This is a genomic window from Ottowia sp. oral taxon 894 (assembly GCF_001262075.1).
Taxonomy (GTDB): domain Bacteria; phylum Pseudomonadota; class Gammaproteobacteria; order Burkholderiales; family Burkholderiaceae_C; genus Ottowia; species Ottowia massiliensis.
In genome coordinates this window covers 57,732-73,167 of the sequence record NZ_CP012073.1, presented here as the reverse complement: position 1 = coordinate 73,167, position 15,436 = coordinate 57,732, and the positions used below count along the sequence as shown (strand labels likewise).

At 64.3% G+C, this 15,436-nt stretch carries 13 protein-coding genes; 7 read left to right on the top strand and 6 right to left on the bottom strand.

The window, feature by feature from the left end:
* On the bottom strand, window positions 1-1,059 hold the full coding sequence (locus ADJ79_RS13585) for a hypothetical protein (protein ID WP_156303901.1): 1,059 nt from the start codon (window positions 1,057-1,059) through the stop codon (window positions 1-3).
* Here ADJ79_RS13585 and grpE point away from each other — a divergent pair.
* The 3 genes from grpE to dnaJ all read left to right on the top strand — a co-directional run bounded on the left by grpE (window position 1,058) and on the right by dnaJ (window position 5,188).
* Complete coding sequence (grpE, locus tag ADJ79_RS00280) at window positions 1,058-1,615, top strand: nucleotide exchange factor GrpE (protein ID WP_082202734.1); 558 nt, start codon at window positions 1,058-1,060, stop codon at window positions 1,613-1,615. The genes ADJ79_RS13585 and grpE overlap by 2 nt on opposite strands.
* 162 nt (window positions 1,616-1,777) lie before the next feature.
* Window positions 1,778-3,712, top strand: a complete 1,935-nt coding sequence (gene dnaK, locus ADJ79_RS00275) for a molecular chaperone DnaK (RefSeq protein ID WP_050714281.1) — start codon at window positions 1,778-1,780, stop codon at window positions 3,710-3,712.
* 327 nt (window positions 3,713-4,039) lie between these two features.
* Entirely contained in the window at window positions 4,040-5,188 is a 1,149-nt protein-coding gene (gene dnaJ, locus ADJ79_RS00270; RefSeq protein WP_050714280.1) for a molecular chaperone DnaJ, read from the top strand.
* A 251-nt stretch (window positions 5,189-5,439) separates the two neighbouring features.
* On the opposite strand, the gene ADJ79_RS00265 is transcribed toward dnaJ, so the two are convergent.
* The 3 genes from ADJ79_RS00265 to cobM are packed head-to-tail and all read right to left on the bottom strand — an operon-like array spanning window position 5,440 to window position 7,873.
* Window positions 5,440-6,129 carry a precorrin-8X methylmutase gene (locus tag ADJ79_RS00265; protein WP_050714279.1) on the bottom strand — a complete coding sequence of 230 codons (690 nt, stop codon included), beginning with the start codon at window positions 6,127-6,129 and terminating at the stop codon, window positions 5,440-5,442.
* The gene (locus tag ADJ79_RS00260; RefSeq protein WP_050714278.1) at window positions 6,126-7,070 is read right to left on the bottom strand and encodes a sirohydrochlorin chelatase; all 945 of its coding nucleotides are present in this window, start codon (window positions 7,068-7,070) and stop codon (window positions 6,126-6,128) included. Before ADJ79_RS00260 ends, ADJ79_RS00265 begins: the two co-directional genes overlap by 4 nt.
* A complete protein-coding gene (gene cobM, locus ADJ79_RS00255) occupies window positions 7,067-7,873 on the bottom strand; it encodes a precorrin-4 C(11)-methyltransferase (RefSeq protein ID WP_050714277.1) in 807 nt (268 codons plus the stop codon). The genes ADJ79_RS00260 and cobM overlap by 4 nt, the downstream gene beginning before the upstream one ends.
* A 288-nt stretch (window positions 7,874-8,161) precedes the next feature.
* On the opposite strand from cobM, the gene miaA reads away from it, so the two are divergent.
* The 3 genes from miaA (at window position 8,162) to ADJ79_RS00240 (ending at window position 13,003) form a co-directional block, all read left to right on the top strand.
* A complete protein-coding gene (gene miaA / locus ADJ79_RS00250; RefSeq protein ID WP_050714276.1) occupies window positions 8,162-9,169 on the top strand; it encodes a tRNA (adenosine(37)-N6)-dimethylallyltransferase MiaA in 1,008 nt (335 codons plus the stop codon).
* Between the two features lie 173 nt (window positions 9,170-9,342).
* Window positions 9,343-10,995 (top strand): CTP synthase, encoded by a 1,653-nt coding sequence (locus ADJ79_RS00245; protein ID WP_050714275.1) that lies wholly within the window; start codon window positions 9,343-9,345, stop codon window positions 10,993-10,995.
* A 727-nt stretch (window positions 10,996-11,722) separates the two neighbouring features.
* Window positions 11,723-13,003: a lytic murein transglycosylase gene (locus ADJ79_RS00240; protein WP_050714274.1), complete on the top strand. Its 1,281-nt coding sequence runs from the start codon at window positions 11,723-11,725 to the stop codon at window positions 13,001-13,003.
* A 108-nt stretch (window positions 13,004-13,111) separates the two neighbouring features.
* Here the strand turns inward: ADJ79_RS00240 and ADJ79_RS00235 are convergent, their stop codons facing one another.
* Window positions 13,112-13,957 carry an ABC transporter permease gene (locus ADJ79_RS00235; protein WP_082202733.1) on the bottom strand — a complete coding sequence of 282 codons (846 nt, stop codon included), beginning with the start codon at window positions 13,955-13,957 and terminating at the stop codon, window positions 13,112-13,114.
* The gene (locus tag ADJ79_RS00230) at window positions 13,954-14,934 is read right to left on the bottom strand and encodes an ABC transporter permease (RefSeq protein ID WP_050714272.1); all 981 of its coding nucleotides are present in this window, start codon (window positions 14,932-14,934) and stop codon (window positions 13,954-13,956) included. The genes ADJ79_RS00235 and ADJ79_RS00230 overlap by 4 nt, the downstream gene beginning before the upstream one ends.
* Window positions 14,935-15,051: 117 nt before the next feature.
* Here ADJ79_RS00230 and ADJ79_RS00225 point away from each other — a divergent pair, with 117 nt between their 5' ends.
* Entirely contained in the window at window positions 15,052-15,306 is a 255-nt protein-coding gene (locus ADJ79_RS00225) for a YfhL family 4Fe-4S dicluster ferredoxin (RefSeq protein ID WP_050714271.1), read from the top strand.
* Window positions 15,307-15,436: the final 130 nt, after the last annotated feature.

Sequence of the window (15,436 nt, the reverse complement as noted above, 5' to 3'; positions counted from 1 at the left end):
TCATTTGATTCTTTTATTTTCCAGTATTTGAAAAAACCTCCCCATCATTTCCAGCGGTGACCAATTGGTTTCATAAAATCTGAAGCCAGTTGTAGGGCCGCCAATAAAAATAGAAGGCGCATGCATATCCTGCGAATTTGACCAATCCGCCGGGTCCTCAAACCCATACCGGTCTGCGAACATGCGCGCGTTCCACTTGGGCACCCGTCTCATCTGGTAAATGCCTTCCACTTTCTCCACTTTCCGGAAAACGTATTCCCCCGCTTCCGTCTCGCAAAGATGCTTGAAATAGGCCAGCCCGGTTTGCCTGCGGTTGGACAGAAGATGGCGCATGAAATTAAATGGCGCCGGTTTAAATGGCGCCGGTTTGGGCAGGCTCTCGGGCAGTTTCAGGCTGTGGGCGTATTCATAGGCGGCCAGATCACGCGGCTCCGTCGGTTTGTCCCAGTCACGCCATTGCCCAGGCCCCCATTTCCAGCCCTTGGGCATGGAGGACTTCCCCTTGCTCAAAACGAATACCAGCCATTCCCTTCCAGCTGGCGCACCCAGCAGCAGCACTGCGGCCACTAGCAGCGTCCATTTGCCAAAGCAGCGCGATTGGCTTTGCTCCTTGCAGGAAAGTCGACCCAGAAAGCGGGGCAGCTTGAAAGTCATATCAACAAAAGCAGAGGATAAAAATACGGGCGCCTTTACCGCATATTCATAAAGCGACAGGTTTAATGCTGCTCCTGAAAACCAGGTCAGTATTGGCCTCTGGCCCGGAGAGGCTTTCGCCGCACTCCGTCTAACAAAGAGCGTTGTCAGCTTCAGTTTGCTCCGACTCCAACAGCGCCAGATTGCCGCACGAATAATGATTTGTTCTTGACCCGGACGGCTTTGTATGCCTTGCTTCAATCTTTGTCTATCCGTGGCGTCCGGATGAGTTGCGTACTTTTTCCGGTTTTCAGGTTTTTTGTCCAGCTTCCGGAGGCATGCTTTTCCCCGCCGCGCTTGAAAAGCCTGCGCCCAGCCCAACATGCCGGGCGGATGTTCCCTTCCTTCATTTCCGAAAAGAACCATGAATCAGAACCCTGAAAACGGCCTGCCGCGCGAAATGCTGCCTGAAGAGCTGGAAGCCGCGCAGGCGGCCAATGAGGCTGATGCGCTGGCGCAGCTGGAAAACCTGCAAGCCGAGCTGGCGGCCTTACAGGCCAAAAACGCCGAGCTGGCTGACCAGGCCCTGCGCGCGCAAGCCGAGGCGCAAAACGCCCGCCGCCGGGCCGAAGAAGAAATTGCCAAGGGCCGCAAGTTCGCCATTGAAGGCTTCGCCGCAAGCCTGCTGCCCGTGCTGGACAGCCTGGAGGCGGCGCTGGCTGTGGAAAACGCCAGCAGCGAGCAGCTGCGCGAAGGCACCGAGGCCACGCTGCGCCAGCTTTTGAGCGCGCTGGAGCGCAACAAGGTGCTGCCCGTGGCGCCGGAGCCGGGCAGCGCCTTCAATCCGGAGCAGCAGCAGGCCATCAGCATGGTGCCTTCCGATCTGCCCGCCAATACCGTGGCGGGCCTGCTGCAAAAAGGCTACGTGATCGCTGACCGCGTTTTGCGCCCCGCACTGGTGACAGTGGCCGCGCCCCAATAGAGGCCAGGCAGGGATTAACGGCCAGAGCGGAAGCGTCCGTAAAAACGCGGTCTTGCGCGAAATGGGCTGCACAGGCCGGACGGCCCCTTGAATTCGCCGCCCTCATCCGCAACTGGGCCGCATCCAGACATTTTCCGAAAGACATTCACAGGAGAAACCAACATGGGAAAAATCATTGGCATCGACTTGGGCACGACCAATTCCTGCGTTTCCGTCATGGAAGGCAGCTCGCCCAAAGTGATTGAAAACGCCGAAGGCGCGCGCACCACGCCTTCCATCGTGGCCTACAAGGACGATGGCGAAATCCTCGTGGGCACGACGGCCAAGCGCCAGGCCGTTACCAATCCGAAAAACACCATTTACGCCGTCAAGCGCCTGATTGGCCGCAAGTTCGACGAAAAAGAGGTGCAAAAAGACATTCACCTGATGCCCTACCAGATCGTCAAGGCCGACAACGGCGATGCCTGGGTGGAAGTGCGCGGCCAAAAACTCGCGCCGCAGCAAATCAGCGCCGAAATCCTGCGTAAGATGAAAAAGACGGCGGAGGACTACCTGGGCGAGCCGGTGACGGAAGCCGTCATCACCGTGCCCGCCTACTTCAACGACAGCCAGCGCCAGGCCACCAAGGACGCAGGCCGCATCGCCGGGCTGGAAGTCAAGCGCATCATCAACGAGCCGACGGCGGCCGCGCTGGCCTTTGGCCTGGACAAGCAGGAAAAGGGCGACCGCCGCATTGCCGTGTATGACCTGGGCGGCGGCACCTTCGATATCTCCATCATCGAAATCGCCGATGTCGATGGCGAAAAGCAGTTTGAAGTGCTCTCCACCAACGGCGACACCTTCCTGGGCGGCGAAGACTTCGACCAGCGCATCATCGACTACATCATTGGCGAATTCAAGAAAGAGCAAGGCGTCGATCTCAAAAGCGACGTGCTGGCCCTTCAGCGCCTGAAAGAAGCCGCCGAAAAAGCCAAGATCGAACTCTCCAGCAGCCAGTCCACCGACATCAACCTGCCCTACATCACGGCAGACGCCAGCGGCCCCAAGCACCTGAACGTCAAGCTCACGCGCGCCAAGCTCGAAGCCCTGGTGGAAGACCTGATCGAGCGCTCCATCGAACCCTGCCGCATCGCCATCAAGGATGCTGGCATTTCCGTGGGCGAAATCAACGACGTCATCCTCGTGGGCGGCCAAACGCGCATGCCCAAAGTGCAAGACAAGGTGAAAGAGTTCTTCGGCAAAGAGCCGCGCAAGGACGTCAACCCCGACGAAGCCGTGGCCGTGGGCGCCGCCATTCAGGGCCAGGTGCTCTCCGGCGGCCGCAAAGACGTGCTGCTGCTTGACGTCACGCCCCTTTCCCTGGGCATCGAAACCCTGGGCGGCGTGATGACCAAGATGATCACCAAGAACACCACCATCCCGACCAAGCACGCGCAGACCTTCTCCACGGCCGACGACAACCAGCCCGCCGTGACCATCAAGGTCTTCCAGGGCGAGCGCGAGATGGCCAGCGGCAACAAGCTGCTGGGCGAATTCAATCTGGAAGGCATTCCGCCCGCGCCGCGCGGCCTGCCGCAAATTGAAGTCACCTTCGACATTGACGCCAACGGCATCCTGCACGTGAGCGCCAAAGACAAAGGCACCGGCAAGGAAAACACCATCACCATCAAGGCCAACTCGGGCCTGTCGGAAGCCGAAATCCAGCAAATGGTCAAAGACGCCGAACTCAACGCCGCCGAAGACAAGAAAAAGCTGGAAATCGTGCAGTCCCGCAACCAGGGCGACGCCGCCTTGCACACCGTGCGCAAGAGCCTGGCCGAGCACGGCGACAAGCTCGAGGCGGCCGAGAAAGAAAAAATCGAAGCCGCCGCCAAAGAGCTGGAAGAAGCCCTCAAGGGCGACGACAAGGCCGCCATCGACAGCAAGACCGAAGCCCTGATGGCCGCTGGTCAGAAGCTGGGCGAGAAGATGTACGCCGACGCCCAGGCCGCTGCGGCTGCCGCAAACGCAGCGGGCGCAGCCCCCGGCGGCGCATCGTCCGCCCCGGCTGATGACAATGTGGTGGATGCCGAAGTCAAAGAGGTCAAAAAAGACTGACCCGGCCAGATGACTGACGGCCCGCAGGCGCTTGCGTACATTGAAACGCGCCCGCAGCAAAGCCTCGATCGCGCCCGCGCCCATCGAGGCTTTTGCTTTGTAAGAACCTGTTCAGAGTCTGGCCGTGAGGAGGCGAAAACGCGAATCGGGATGGGCTGCAAACCGCAGACGGGCTTCGTGGCCCGCGAGGATTTGCAGCGCCACAGAGCGCTTCAAGGCCGCATTTTTCGCACCCGCAGGCAGAAACCTTGAACCAATTCCAAGACTGCCGCCGCTTTCCCGCCGCCGCTTTCCTTTCCCCCTGCCAATGAAATTGAGGTCCTGTTCATGGCGACCAAACGCGACTACTACGAAATCCTGGGCGTGCCCCGCAACGCCAGCGAAGATGAAATCAAGAAGGCTTATCGCAAGCTCTCTTCCAAATACCACCCGGACCGCCACCAGGGCGACGACGCCAAAGCCGCCGCCGAAGCCAAGTTCAAGGAAGGCAAAGAGGCCTACGAAGTCCTGTCTGACGCGCAAAAACGCGCCGCCTACGACCAGTACGGCCACGCGGGCGTGGACCCGAACATGCGCGGCGGCCCTGAAGGCTTTGGCGGCGACTTCGCCGAAGCCTTTGGCGGCATCTTTGGCGACATCTTCGGCGCGGCCGGCATGGCTGGCGGCGCGCGGCGCAGCGGGCGGCAAATCTACCGTGGCGCCGACCTGAACTACGCCATCGAAATCACCCTGGAAGAAGCCGCTGCCGGCAAAGACGAATCCATCCGCGTGCCCAGCTGGGACGAATGCCACACCTGCGGCGGCAGCGGCGCGCGCCCCGGCACCAGCGCCAAAACCTGTCCGCACTGCCACGGCCAGGGCGTCATGCAAATGCGCCAGGGCTTTTTCAGCGTGCAGCAAACCTGCCCGCACTGCCGGGGCAGCGGCAAGCTGATCGAAGACCCCTGCTCCACCTGCCACGGCCAGGGCAAGGTCAAAACGCACAAGACGCTGGAAATCAAGATTCCCGCCGGCATCGACGACGGCATGCGCCTGCGCTCCACCGGCAACGGCGAACCCGGCGTGAACGGCGGCCCGCCCGGCGACCTCTACATTGAAGTGCGCGTGAAAAAGCACGACATCTTCGAGCGCGACGGCGACGACCTGCACTGCATCGTGCCCATCAGCTTCCCCACGGCGGCCATCGGCGGTGAAACCGAAGTGCCCACGCTCGAAGGCAAGGCCGTCATCACCATCCCCGAAGGCACGCAAAACGGCAAACAGTTCCGCCTGCGCGGCAAAGGCGTCAAGGGCCTGAACTCCAGCATCAAGGGCGACCTGTACTGCCACGTGCGCGTGGAAACCCCCGTCAAGCTCACCGAGCAGCAGCGCAAGCTCTTCCGCGAACTGCAAGCCTCCCTCCAGCAAGGCGGCAACAAACACTCCCCCGGCGAAGAAAGCTGGACCGACCGGCTCAAGAACTTCTTCGGCGCCTGAACCAGAGGCGCTGGAAAGGGCCACAGAACCTGCTCAAGCCCTGTTTCCGGAAAAAAGAGAGCGGCAAAAGGGCGAGAGCAGCGAACAGCAAATAGCCGCGCCAGCCAGGCTGCGCGGTTTTTTGCTCTTCTATTCATAGCGAGATGTCCTAGTGGGATCTGCGCAGAACGGTATTTAAGCCCCCTTGAATTTGCTCCTGTTTCTGATGTCTTCTGGCGGACTGCGGGCGGCTTCAGGAGCGCTTCGGGGGATCAGGCCGCCGCCTTCTGCCGCGCTTCGGCCAGGGCCAGCAGGGCGTGGATGGCGCCGACCACGAGGCTGGAGCCGCCTTTGCGGCCACGGATGATGATCCAGGGCGTTTCGCTGACTTGCGCCAGCAAGTCTTTGGACTCGGCGGCGGAAACAAAGCCGACGGGCATGCCAATGACCAGGGCCGGGCGCGCGCCGTCTTCGCGGATCATGCGCACGATTTCGATGAGGGCGGTGGGGGCGTTGCCAATGGCGAGGATGGCCCCGTCGATCAGGCCCAGGCGCTGCGCCTTGCGCATGGCCTGCACGGCGCGGGTGGTGTCTTCGCGGCGGGCGGCTTCGATCACGTCGTCGTCGTTGATGAATTCGTGCGTGCGCAGGCCGAAATGCTCCAGCCGGGGGCGCGAGAGGCCCGTGCAAATCATGCCGACATCAGCCACGATGGGCGCGCCGCCGCGCAAGATGGCTTGCAGGCCCGCTTCGGTGGCGCGGGGGTGGAATTCGGTCAGGCCGTTGAATTCAAAGTCGGCATTGGCGTGAATCATGCGGCGCACGATGGGCCACTGATCGGCGGTGTAGCTGTGCGGGCCGGCTTCGGCGTCAATGATGGCGAAGCTGCCGTGCTCGATGCTTTGCCCGGCGCGGGTGAGCTGCTCGGTCACGGTATTGGCTGGGGCGGGGGCGGTGGTCATGCGTCGGGTCCTTGCGGGTGGTCAGGGGCATTGCCATCGTGAGGGTGATGGCCGTGGTGATGGCCGTGGCGGCCGTTGCTTTCATGCGGGTGTTCGTGCGGATGGCCGTGCGCCAGTGCGGGGCGCGGGGCGCTGCCGTCGTGGGGCAGGCAGGGGCGGCCTTCGCGCAAGTCGCTGGTGTAGCGCTCCAGCAGGCTGAAGATTTCAGGCTCCAGGCCAAAGTGCGGCGTATAGGCAAAGCGTATTTGCGGGTACTGGGCGCGCAGGTGCTGAACCTGGCGCTGAATGCGCTGCATGAGCACGCCCGTGAACAGGTAATAGGGCAGCACCACGATTTGCCCCATGCCCAGGCGGGCCTGGCGCTGCGCCACGCGCTCCAGCCTGGGCCAGGTCACGCCGGTAAAGGCCAGATCAACCAGCTCGTGCCCCGGCTCGCTTTCGTAGAGCCAGCGCGCCATGCGCGCCATGTCGCCATTGGCGTGCATGTCGGAAGAGCCGCGCCCCAGCAAGATGATGCCGGTGGTGGCGGGGTCAGGCATGTCCAGCGTGAGCATGGCCTGCGCCAGCCGCCGCTGCAAAACCTGAAGCACGGGCTGGCAGGCCGACAGGTGCGGGGCGGTCAGGAAAAGCGTGTCCGGGCACTGGCGGCGCGCCTGGGCCACGGCTTCGGGAATGTCGCCGCGCACATGCCCGGCGGCATTGAGGATGAGCGGCAGCACGATCACGCGCGCGGCCTGCCGCCCTGCTTCGAGCAGGGCCGCGTCCAGCGCGGGGCGGCCAAATTCGATGAAGCCGCACTCAATGCGCCAATCGGGGTGGCGCAGCCGCCACTGGGCGACGAAATCGCGCACTTCCTGGTTGCCCGCCTCTTCGCGCGAGCCGTGGCCGACCACGAGAATGAGATCGCCATGCGTGTGAGAAAAAGAAGATGCAGCCGTCATGCGCTGGCCTTTCTGAAACGGTGGGTGAAAGCGGGGTCATACAGGCGCGAATGCGCCAGATCGGGCCAGTGCAGCGCGCCCAGCGTGGGGCTGGCCACGATCATGGCTTGCGAGGCGATGCCCGCCTGGCGGCAGCGCTCCTTGATGTCGGCCAGCGTGCCGCGCACGATGCGCTCTTGCTGCGCCCAGCTGGCCTTGTGCACCACCAGCATGGGCGCGTCTTCCGCCCAGCCGGCCTGCCGCAAGGCGGCCTGCACCTTGTGCAGCAAGGTGATGGACAAAAAAATGCACAGCGTGCAGCGATGCGCGGCCAGCGCCGCCAGATCTTCGCCTTCCGGCATGGGCGTGCGGCCCGCCACGCGGGTCAGCACCACGGTCTGCGTGACTTCGGGCAGCGTCAGCGACTCGCCCGCCGCCGCCATGGCCGCCATGGCCGACGACACGCCGGGCACCACTGCCCACTCGATGCCCGCCGCGCTCAAAGGCCGGGCCATTTCAATCAGCGCGCCATACAGCGCCGGATCGCCCGTTTGCAGCCGCACCACGGTGGCGTGGCGGCGCGCCTGCTGGGTCAGCCAATCGGTCATCTCCTGCAAGGCCATGCGGCTGGAATCACGCACCTCGCAGCCCGCCGGGGCAAAGCGCGTCACAGCCTCGTTCACCAGCGAACCGGCAAACAGCACCGCGCCCGCTTGCGCCAGCAGGCGCTGGCCTTTGAGGGTGATGAGTTCCGGATCGCCCGGCCCCGCGCCGACGAACCAGACTTTGCCGCGCGCGCCAGGCGCAGCCGGGGGGATGTGCATTCAAAAAACTCCGTCAGAAACCAATGGCGGACGGCAGAAGGCCAGCGCTCCGCCATGCCCGCAAACAGCGGCGGATGCTACCTGCTGCCCAGGCTCAGAGAAGGCAAGACAAACAAACTGCAAGCTTTCTCGCGGCTGATGTTGCTCGGATCACTTTCCTTTCTGATCCCATGAGCTTCTCATTTCCTGGAAGAGACTTTGAGCAGGTTCTGATGAAAGGGACGCGGGCAGCTATGATTTTGATAGCCGCTTTGCTTCCATCGCCTTTCCATCCGTCTTTCCTCCGCCATGCCCGCTGCCTGCACCCTGCCTCTGATCGCCCTGGCCGGCCCCACGGCCAGCGGCAAGACGGGCGTGGCTGTGGCGTTGGCGCACTGGCTGGCCGCGCGCGGGCAGGCGGCGGAAATCATCAGCGTAGATTCGGCGCTGGTGTATCGCGGCATGGATATTGGCACCGCCAAGCCCACGCTGGCCGAGCGCGGCGGCGTGCCGCACCACTTGCTGGACGTGCGCGATCCGCTGCACGCCTACAGCGCGGCCGACTTCACGCGCGATGCCACGGCGCTGATGGCCGACATCCGCGCACGCGGCGCGCTGCCGTTGCTGGCTGGCGGCACCATGCTTTATTTCAAGGCGCTGGCCGAAGGGCTGCACCACATGCCTGCCGCGCAGCAAGACATTCGCCGCCAGATTGAGGCCGAGGCCGCCGAACGCGGCTGGCCCGCGTTGCACGCCGAACTGGCGCGGGTGGATGCGGCTACGGCAGCCCGCCTGGCCCCGGCAGACAGCCAGCGCATCCAGCGCGCGCTGGAGGTGTGGCGCGCCACGGGGCGGCCCCTATCCAGCTTTCACGCCCAGGCGCGCCGCGCGCCTGAGCCTGATGATGGCGAGCCGACAGACGCGCTGGGCTACAGCCAGGAGCACCTGTTTTCGCTGGAGCCAGCCGATCGCGCCTGGCTGCACGCGCGCATTGCCGCGCGGTTTGAGGCCATGCTGCAAAACGGCTTTGTGGACGAAGTGCGGGCGCTGCGCCAAAGAGGCGATTTGCATGCCGGTTTGCCCGCCATGCGCTGCGTGGGCTACCGCCAGGCCTGGCAGGCGCTGGAAGAAAACTGGCCGCTGGCCGAACTGCGCGAAAAAGGCATTGCCGCCACGCGCCAGCTCGCCAAGCGGCAACTGACCTGGCTGCGCAGCATGCCCCGCCGCCAGGCGATTGCCACGGGCGAGGGCCAGACGCCGCAGCAGCTGGCGCAGGCCATCGCGGCAGCCTGGGCGCGGCAGGCGCGGGGCGGGTAGCGCGCCAGCGGCAAGGCCAGCAGGCCGCTTGCTGGCAGATCAATCGTCAGCCAATGGAGCTGGCTGCGGCTCGTCTGGCGGCAAAGGCTGGCAAGCGTTGCGCAAAAGGGCGCTTCCTATAATTTCAATTTCCACCCCGGCGAAGGCCCGCCGCCTTCGCATCTCACCCCGACATGACCAAATTCGTCTTCGTCACCGGCGGCGTGGTGTCGTCCCTGGGCAAGGGCATCGCCGCCGCCTCGCTGGCTGCCATTCTTGAATCACGCGGCCTCAAAGTCACCCTCATCAAGCTCGATCCCTACATCAACGTCGATCCGGGCACCATGAGTCCCTTCCAGCACGGCGAAGTGTTCGTCACCGACGACGGCGCCGAAACCGACCTGGACCTGGGCCACTACGAACGCTTCATCGAAACGCGCATGAAGCAGGCCAACAACTTCACCACGGGCCGCATCTACCAAAGCGTGCTCGAAAAAGAGCGCCGGGGCGACTACCTGGGCAAAACCGTGCAGGTCATCCCGCACGTGACCAACGAAATCCAGGAGTTCATCAAACGCGGCGCGGGCATCGGCACGCCTGACGCCGTGCAAGTGGCCATCTGCGAAATCGGCGGCACCGTGGGCGACATCGAGTCGCTGCCTTTTCTGGAAGCCGTGCGCCAGCTCAGCCTCAAGCTCGGCCCCAACAACAGCGCCTTCGTGCACCTGAGCTACCTGCCGTGGATCGCCGCCGCAGGCGAGCTGAAAACCAAGCCCACGCAGCACACCGTGCAAAAACTGCGCGAAATCGGCATCCAGCCCGACGCCCTGCTCTGCCGCGCCGACCGCGCCATTCCGCAGGACGAAAAAGAAAAAATCTCGCTCTTTACCAACGTGCCGCTCTGGGGCGTGATCTCTATGCCCGATGTGGACACCATCTACAAAGTGCCCCGCCTGCTGCACGAGCAGGGTCTGGACGGCCTGATCTGCGACAAGCTGCGCCTGAACACCCGCCCCGCCAACTTGCAGCGCTGGGACAGCCTGGTTCACAAAATCAACCACCCCAAAGGCAGCGTGCGCATCGCCATGGTGGGCAAATACGTCGATCTCTCCGACAGCTACAAATCGGTGAACGAGGCGCTGCGCCACGCCGGCCTGGTCAATGGCGTGCAGGTGCAAATCAGCTACATCGACTCCGAAACCCTCACCGCCCAAACCGTGGCCGAGCGCCTGGCCGGGTTTGACGGCGTGCTCGTGCCCGGCGGCTTCGGCTCGCGCGGCGTGGAAGGCAAGATTTGCGCCGCCCGCTACGCGCGCGAAAGCAAAACGCCCTACCTGGGCATTTGCCTGGGCATGCAAGTGGCCACCATCGAATACGCCCGCCACAAAGCCGGGCTGAAAAACGCCAACAGCACCGAATTTGACGCGCACACGCCCGAACCCGTCATCGCCCTCATCGACGAATGGGAAGACGCCGACGGCAGCATCCAAAAACGCGACGCGCAGTCTGACCTGGGCGGCACCATGCGCCTGGGCGCGCAAACCTCTGACGTGCAGCCCGGCACCCTCGCCCACCAGATTTACGGCGACACCGTCACCGAACGCCACCGCCACCGCTACGAGGCCAACACCAAATACCTGGACAAGCTGCGCGAAGCGGGCCTGGTCATCTCCGCCCTCACCCAGCGCGAGCACCTCACCGAAATCATCGAGCTGCCCCAAAGCGAGCACCCCTGGTTCATCGGCGTGCAGTTCCACCCCGAATTCAAAAGCACCCCCTGGGCCGGTCATCCGCTCTTCAACGCTTTCATCCGCGCCGCCATGCAGCGGCACGGCCAGACTGCCTGAGAGCCTTGTTCAAAGAAGCCCGTTCCTAGACACGAAAAGCGCGAACCTGGGCGGCCTGCGGCCTTGCAAACGCCTTGATAGGCAGCAAAAGCGCCATAAAGGCCCGTCTGCGGTTTGCGTCTTGCTATTTCCGCATTCCTCTGCGTATCCACGATCAAGAGCAGCCTTTGAAGCGCCGCGCTCCAATCTCTTGCGGGCCGCGCCAGCTGATTTTTTAAAGCTTGCTCAAGCGGCTAAGGCCTTGTGCATTGACTTCAAACCAGATTTGGATGCTCTTGCGTGCGCCTATCAACAAGAGGTGGATGCGCTCAAGCCATTCACAGCTGATATCGCTTGGGTCCTTTTTCTTTCTTGTCTTCCCAGCTTTTTATTTCTCGGGGAGCCTTTGAATAGGCCCTGGGGGAAGGAAATTTCACACAGATTTGACTATTAATTAGCTCTCGAATTAATAGCATGATGTCCTAGTAAAACCGGCGCAACAGCCATTTTTCACCTTCTGGATTTGCTCCTCTTTTTTAATCAGCAGGGCTACTGCCGCAGTCAGCGCCTGTCTACAGACTGGCCGCGCGTTTGGCTGCATTTGTCATGTTTAGCCGCGCTGGGTGTTTGATATCCGTTTGGCATGCAACGCCAAGGCCGGTCTGAAAAAGCGGCTCAAAGCAGGTTTTGCGCGCCGGGCTGGCCGCAAGCGCTGGCGCGGCCTGCCCGGGCTGCTACCATTTTTTGCATGAAAAACAGCCCTTTGTCCGCCTTCCTGGCCCGTTCGCTCGTCTCTTGCCTGGCTCTTTCATCCGCCCTGCTGGCCATCCAGGCCAGCGCCGCGCCTGACGAAGAAGCGCCGCCTGAATTGAGCGAAGCCGAATTCCAGCGCTGCCTGCGTCAGTTGCAGGCCGCGCCTGCCTTCAAGGGCATCAGCGCGCAGACTTTCGAGCGCTACGCCCTTTCCCTCACGCCCGATGCCACGGTGCTGCCGCTGCTCAAGCGCCAGCCCGAATTCACCCTGCCGCCTTGGGACTACATCGCCATGCTGGTGGATGCCGAGCGTCTGGCTGATGGCCGCGCCGCCGCCGGGCGCTGGCAGGCCGAGCTGGCGCAAATCGCCAGCCAAAGCGGCGTGCCCGCGCCCGTCATCCTGGGCGTGTGGGGCGTGGAGAGCAACTTCGGCCAAAACCTGGGCGGGCGGCCCCTGCTGCGCTCGCTGGGCACGCTTTCATGCTTTGGGCGGCGGCAGGAGTACTTTCGCAGCGAATTCGCCGCCGCCCTGCGCATCGTGCAGGAAGGGCACATCGCCGCCGACCGGCTGAATGGCTCCTGGGCGGGCGCCTTCGGCCACACGCAGTTCATGCCCAGCACCTTCTTGCGCAGCGCGGTGGACTTTGACGGCGATGGCCGGCGCGATCTCATGGACAGCGTGCCCGACGCTCTCGCCTCCACCGCGCGCTTTCTGAAAAACGCGGGCTGGCGCAGCGGCCAGCCCTGGGGCTACGAGGTGCGTCTGCCCCCCGGCTACGACGCCAGCCGCTACAGCCGCAAGACGCAGCGCTCCACAGCCGAATGGGCGCAAGACGGCCTGACCCTGCCCGACGGCAGCCCCCTGCCTTTCACGCTGGCGAAGGCCGGGCTGATTCAGCCCGCGCGCAAGCAAGGCGGCGGCCCGGCCTTTCTCGTCGGCGGCAATTTCAACGCGCTCTACAGCTACAACGCCAGCGAGAACTACGCCCTGTCCATCGCCCGCCTGGCTGACTTGCTGGCCCAGCCGCAAACGCCTGCTGATGACGCCCTGGCCAGCTTCGCCACCCCTTGGCCCACGGACGACCCGGGCCTGACGCGCGCGCAAAACCGCGAGCTGCAAACCCTGCTGCTGGCGCGCGGCCACGCCATTGGCAGCGCCGATGGCCGCATCGGCCCGCAAACGCGCGAGGCCATTCGCGCCGAGCAGGCCCGCCTGGGCCAGCCCGTCACGGGGCGGGCGGGGCAAAAGCTGCTGCGCGCGCTGCAAGCGCCGTAATCACAGCCTGGCCGTGAGGGCGGCGAATCGGGATGGGCGGCCAAGCGCAGATGACCAACCGCCCGGTCCAGCGCTGTTCGCGCCCACAGGCAGATTGCAGACAAGCGCTCACGCTGGCCGGGTTTGGCAGCGGGGGTCGAGCGCGTCGCGCAAGCCGTCGCCCAGCAGGTTCAGGCCCAGCACGGTCAGCGCAATGGCCAGGCCGGGCCAGACGGCCAGCAGCGGCGCGTCGAACATGAGCGATTGCGCTTCGGCCAGCATGCGGCCCCAGCTGGGCTGCGGCGGCTGCACGCCCAGGCCCAGGTAAGACAGGGCCGCTTCAGCCAACACGGCGGTGGCAAAGCGCGAAGTGGCCTGCACCGTCAGCGGCGCGGCAATGTTGGGCAGCACGTGCCGCCAGGTGATGGCCCACGGCCCCAGTCCCAGGGCGCGGGCGGCGCGCGTGTATTCGCGCGCCCAGGCCTGGCTGGCGGCGGCGTGGGTCACGCGGGCAAAGGCCGGTATGCCGTAAATGCCCACGGCCAGCACCACCACGCCCAGCCCCGGCCCCCGGATGGCGGCCAGCATGATGGCCGTGAGAATGGCCGGAAAGGCAAAGGCGAAGTCGGCCACGCGCATGACGGCCTGCTCCACCCAGCCGCGCAGGGCCGCCGCCAGCAGCCCCAGCGCCGCGCCCGCCGCCAGCCCCAGCGCCACGGCCAGCGCTGCGGCGGCCAAAGAAGCGCGCGCGCCCGCCAGCAGCAGCGCGGCCACGTCGCGCCCATAGGCATCGGTGCCCAGCCAGTGCGCCGCACTGGGCGGCAGCAGCTTGTGGTTCATGTCCACCGCGTCAATGGGCCAGGGCAGCCACACCAGCGACAGCAGGGCCGCCAGCAGCGCCAGCAAAGTCAGCGCGCCGCCTGCCAGCAGTGTGGGCGGCAAGGCGTGCAAGGCCATCCAGGAAAAGCGCTTCATGGCGCACGCAGCCTTCGCGCGTGGGTCAGGCGCGGGTCAATCAGGGCGTGCAACGCATCCACCGCCAGGTTGATCAGCGCCACCATGCCCGCCAGCAGCATCACGCAATTGCGCACCACGGCCAAATCGCGATTGGCAATGCCCTGAAACACCAGCCGCCCCAGGCCCGGCAGGTAAAACACGTTTTCCACCACCACGGCGCCCGCCAGCAGCTCGGCAAACTGCATGGCTGCCACCGTGACCACGGGCACCAGCGCGTTGCGCAGCGCATGCCGCATGAGCACGGCATGCCGCCCCAGCCCCTTGGCGCGGGCCGTGCGCACGTAGTCTTCACGCAGCGTCTCCAGCAGTGACGAGCGCACAAAGCGCGCCAGCACCGCCGCCTGCACCGCCGCCAGCGCCAGCGCGGGCAGCAACAGCGCGCGCAGCCCCGCCAGCAGGCCGCTGAACCAGCCTTCGTCAAAAAACCAGCCCTCAAAGCCCCCGGCGGCAAACCATTGCAGCCGCACGGCAAACAGCAGCACCAGCAGCATGCCCAGCCAAAAGCCGGGCACGGCCATGCCCGCTTGCGAAAGCGTCATCAGCGCCCAATCGCTCCAGCGCCCGTGGCGCGCCGCCGCCCACAGCCCCGCGCCCAGCGCCAGCGCGCAAGCCAGCAGCATGGCCATCAGCGCCAGCGGAGCCGTCACTTGCAGCCGCTCGGCCACCAGCTCGGCCACGGGCGTGCCATAGGCATAAGACAGCCCCATGTCGCCGCGCAGCAGCCCGCCCATCCACTGCAAATAGCGGGCGGGCGCGGGCGCATCCAGCCCCAGCTCGGCCGCCTTGGCGGCCACGGCGGCCGGATCGGCATCCGGCCCCATCAGCACCTGGGCGGCATTGCCCGGCAACACCTCCAGCACGGCAAACACCACCACACTGGCAGCCAGCAGCGTAGCCAGCGTGACCAGCAGGCGCTTGATGAGATAGAAAGTCATGCCGCGAAAAACATGTGGGAAGGCATTTGCACAGAGAACCTGCGCAAAGGGCGGGGATTATCGGCATCCGGATAATCCGCAGCGCTTACCCCCAACCCTTCAAAGCAAACGCGCGCCATGGCCCTCCTCATCACGGACGAATGCATCAACTGCGACGTATGCCAGCCCGAATGCCCCAACGGCGCCATCACGCCCGGCGCGCAAATCTACGAAATCGACCCCCACAAATGCACCGAATGCGTGGGCCACTTTGACGAACCGCAATGCCGCCAGGTCTGCCCCGTGGACTGCATCCCGCTGGACCCCAACCATGTGGAAGACCAGGCCACGCTCTGGGCCAAATACAGGCGGCTGATGCTGGCCAAGGCTTGAGCGGAAAACAGGCTTTCAAACCAGGGGTTTGTTTCGCTCTGCTATTCATAGCATGATGTCCTAGTGGAACGTGCGCGAAAGCCGTTTTCAGCCCCTTCAAATTTGCTCCTGACTTTGATGCGGCAACGCC